A 3,718-nucleotide genomic window follows, 5' to 3' on the forward strand; every position below is an offset into this window, starting at 1 on the left:
CCGCCCGAGGCCCTGGCCCAGCTGCAGGCCCTGCGCGACGCCGGCCGCATCGCGGTGGTGGCCGGGCAGATCGTCGGCGTCGAGGTGCAGCACGACCGCCTGAGCGCGCTGCAACTGATCGACCCGGACGGCCAGCCCCGGCCATTGCCGCTCGACGTGCTCATTGCCTGCCTCGGCATCTCGCCGCGCCTGGGCGCCATCGCCGACTGGGGACTGGCGATGGAGCGCAAGCAGCTCGTGGTCGATACCGCGGCCTTCCGCACGGCCATCCCCGGCATCCATGCGGTGGGCGACATCAACACCTACCCCGGCAAGCGCAAGCTGATCCTGTGCGGCTTCCACGAAGCCACGCTGGCGGCCTTCGGCGCGGCCGAATACCTGTCCGGCGCGCCCGTGGCGCTGCAATACACCACCACCAGCGCCCGGCTGCACGAGCGGCTGGGGGTGGCGGTGCCGGCGGCCTCCGCACCGCCCTAGAATCGCGGCTTCGCCAGGGGTGCTGCCGACCGGCCCCCGTCTGAGACTTTCCCCTTGAATCGGCCGGGGTCATCCTCGCGCAGGCCATTCGCCTCCCGCCGCCACGCCCACCGCATGCCGTCCCGGCGTGCCTTGGGGCCAGCCCGTGCCGCGATCCTGCTGTGCCTGCCATCCACGGAGCTTCCATGCCGCCCTCCTCGCCCCCTGCGACTGCCAACGACGCGCTGATCCCCATCGCGCCCGACCGCCGCGTCTTCCGTTTCGGCGACCATGCCTCGCTGTGGTTCAGCCTGGGTGTGGGCCTGCTGGTGATGCAGGTGGGCGCCTATCTGATGCCCGCGTTGAGCCCGCGCGAGGCGCTGGCGGCCATCGTGGCCGGGTCGCTGATCGGCGCCGGCCTGCTGGGCTGGGTGGCCAAGATCGGCTGCGACAGCGGCTTGGCGAGCGCCGGACTGATGCATGCCGTCTACGGGCGCGCGTTCGCAGGCCTGCCCATCGGGCTCAACATCGTGCAGCTCGCGGGCTGGGGCGCGTTCGAGCTGGTGGTGATGCGCGATGCCACGGTGGCCATCGGCCGGCAGGCCGGCGCCATGGGCGGGGCCCACTGGCCGGTGCTGGCCACGCTGCTGTGGGGCGGCGTGGTGATGCTGCTGCTCAGCGGCTCGATGGTGCAGCTGGTGCGCCGGCTCATCGCGCGCGTGGCGCTGCCCCTGGTGGTGCTGTCGCTGCTGTGGCTGAGCTGGCAGTTCGTGTCGCTGGCGCAGGCCCAGGGATTCGCCACGCTGTGGACGCGCCCCGGCGCGGGCGGCATGGGCGTGCTGCCGGCGCTGGACCTGGTGATCGCCATGCCCATCTCCTGGCTGCCGCTGGTGGCCGACTACGCGCGCCACGGCACGTCCGGCCGGTCCGCGCTGCGCGGCACCTGGCTGGGCTACGCGCTGGCCAACCTGTGGTGCTATGCGCTCGGCGTGCTGGTGGCGCTCACGCTGCCCAGCCAGGACCTGGTGACCGCGCTGCTGCTGGCCCAGGGCGGGCTGATCGCGCTGTCGCTCATCCTGATCGACGAGGTGGACAACGCCTATGGCGATGCGTATTCGGGCGCGGTCTCGGCCCACAGCCTGCTGCCGCGCTGGGGCGTGCGCCGCTGGGGCATGGCCATGGCGGCGCTGTGCACGGCGCTGGCCCTGGTGCTGCCGATGCACAGCCTGGAGCCGTTCCTGCTGCTGCTCAGCTCGGTATTCGTGCCGCTGTTCGGCGTCATCCTGGGCCGGCTGGCGTTCGGCGCGCCGGTGCAGCAGGCCCTGGCAAAGGCGCGGCAGGTGGAGTGGCTGCCCGTCGGCCTCTGGATCGCGGGCATCGCCTGCTACCACGGGCTGCCGCGGGTGCTGCCGGCGCTGGGCGCGGCGCTGCCGACACTGTGCCTGTGCTTCGCGCTGGCGTTCCTCACCCGGCCGGGCCGGCGCTGACCCACGCCCGCGGCGCACGCGGCCGGCTTACCTGGCCGGCTTACCTGGCCGCGTGATGATATGAGGCAAAAATCGGGCTCCAGCACAATAACCACTAGGGCATATTGCTACATTTTTAATAGCAACCTGCAGAAGCCCCGGCGGGGCCGGGTCACAGGAAAGCGGGAGGCCCCTTGTCGGCCTTGCTTTCCACCGGGTTGGCCAGCAGCCAGTTGGCCGGGTACTGGCGCATGAACTCCCGCGCCTTCTCCGGCCGGGCCGACAGCCAGGCGCCGTAGGCGCCTTCGTTGAGCAGGGCCGGCATGCGCTTTTCGCTGCCGGGCGGCTGGTAGCGGTGGATCAGCGCATGGCTGTTGGCGTTCACGGTGAGCACGGTGTAGCTGACCAGCTCCTCGCCCTCGGGGCCGGTCCACCGGGCCCACAGCCCCGCCGCGCCCATCGGCAGGCCATCGACGCGCGCGATGCGCGTGGGCACGGCCTTGCCGCTGCGCCAGTCGTCCTCGAAAAACGCCGCCATGGGCACGATGCAGCGCTGGCCTTTCAGCCACGCCTCGCGGAACGGCGTGGCGGTGGAGACCGTCTCGGAGCGCGCGTTCACCAGCTTGGGGGCGCGCAGCCGCCCGTCGGAGGCCGATTTCACCCAGTGCGGTACCAGCCCCCACTGGGCGTGCACCAGTTCGCGCGCCAGCCGGGGGGCGCCGTCCGCATCGGGATCTGTCCCGGCCGCCGATTCGGCATCGCCCAGCAGGGGATCGGTGGGCACCGGCCCGGGCGTGCCCGGCGGCGGCGCCACGGCACGGATGAAAAAGCCGGGCTTGCGGGGCTTCACGTAGCGTTCGCCGCGCGTGTCCGGCGGCTCCACGCCGAAGGCCTCGCGGTAGGTTTCGGGCAGGGGCAGGGTCTCGTAGCGCGTGGTCATCCGGGGATCGTACCTGCGCCCTCGCCCGCCGCTTCGCACAGGGGTGCCCACACTGCCTGGTCGCGCCCCTGCGCCTTGGCCGCATAGAGCGCGCGGTCCGCCCGCTCCAGCGTCTGCTCGATCGACTCGCCCACCACGTGCTGCGCCAGGCCGATGGAGACGGTCAGGTGGATCGGCGCCGAGCCCGGGTGCGTGAGCCGCAGCGCCGAGACGGTTTGGCGCACCCTCTCCAGCAGCGCGCTGGCATCGGCCGGCTGGGTGTTGCACAGCATCAGCACGAACTCCTCGCCGCCCCAGCGCGAGAGCACGTCGGAGTCGCGCACGCTGGCTTTCACCGAGCGGGCGAAGGCCTGCAGCGCGCGGTCGCCCGCCGCATGGCCGTGGGTGTCGTTGATGGCCTTGAAATGGTCCAGGTCCAGCTGCACCAGCACCAGCGAATGCCCGCTGCGCGCGGTGCGGCGCTGCTCCAGCCGCATCAGCTCGATCATGTGGCGGCGGTTGAGCAGCCCGGTCAGCTCGTCGTGCGTGGCCAGTTCGCGGATGTGCTCCAGCGCCTCGGCCAGATCGTGCTTTTGCTGGCGCAGCTGCTGGCGCGTGGCCTGCACCCGCGTGGTGAGGAAGGTGCTGCCCACCAGCACCACGAGGATCATGATCGCGTAGGCGGCGGCCATCGCGGGGCCCTGGTGCAGGTCCTCGCGCAGTTCCAGCAGCACGCCCCCGGCCCCGAAGGCCGCGAGCGAATAGAACAGCACCCCCACCATCTGCCGCGTGGACAGGCCGAAGATCCCGAACATCAGGATCACCGCCAGGATCGGCAGCGTGATGCCCCGCGCCGGCCCCGCGATCACGAAGGCAG

Annotated in this window: 4 protein-coding genes; 2 read left to right on the plus strand and 2 right to left on the minus strand. The window is 71.9% G+C overall.

Features of this window, described 5'->3' with window-relative positions:
* Positions 1-477: FAD-dependent oxidoreductase (locus tag AC27KI_RS20535; RefSeq protein WP_487115555.1), on the plus strand; the 477-nt coding region annotated here is incomplete at its 5' end.
* Positions 478-662: 185 nt separating this feature from the next.
* Positions 663-1,943: a purine-cytosine permease family protein gene (locus AC27KI_RS20540; RefSeq protein WP_487115557.1), complete on the plus strand. Its 1,281-nt coding sequence runs from the start codon at positions 663-665 to the stop codon at positions 1,941-1,943.
* Between the two features lie 151 nt (positions 1,944-2,094).
* Here the strand turns inward: AC27KI_RS20540 and AC27KI_RS20545 are convergent, their stop codons facing one another.
* Together AC27KI_RS20545 and AC27KI_RS20550 are read right to left on the minus strand one after the other, a co-directional pair.
* Entirely contained in the window at positions 2,095-2,862 is a 768-nt protein-coding gene (locus tag AC27KI_RS20545) for an SOS response-associated peptidase (protein WP_487115559.1), read from the minus strand.
* The coding region (locus AC27KI_RS20550; protein WP_487115561.1) for a GGDEF domain-containing protein at positions 2,859-3,718 on the minus strand (860 nt) is incomplete at its 5' end. The genes AC27KI_RS20545 and AC27KI_RS20550, both read right to left, overlap by 4 nt.

Source organism: Acidovorax sp. KPB24-03 (assembly GCF_057546605.1).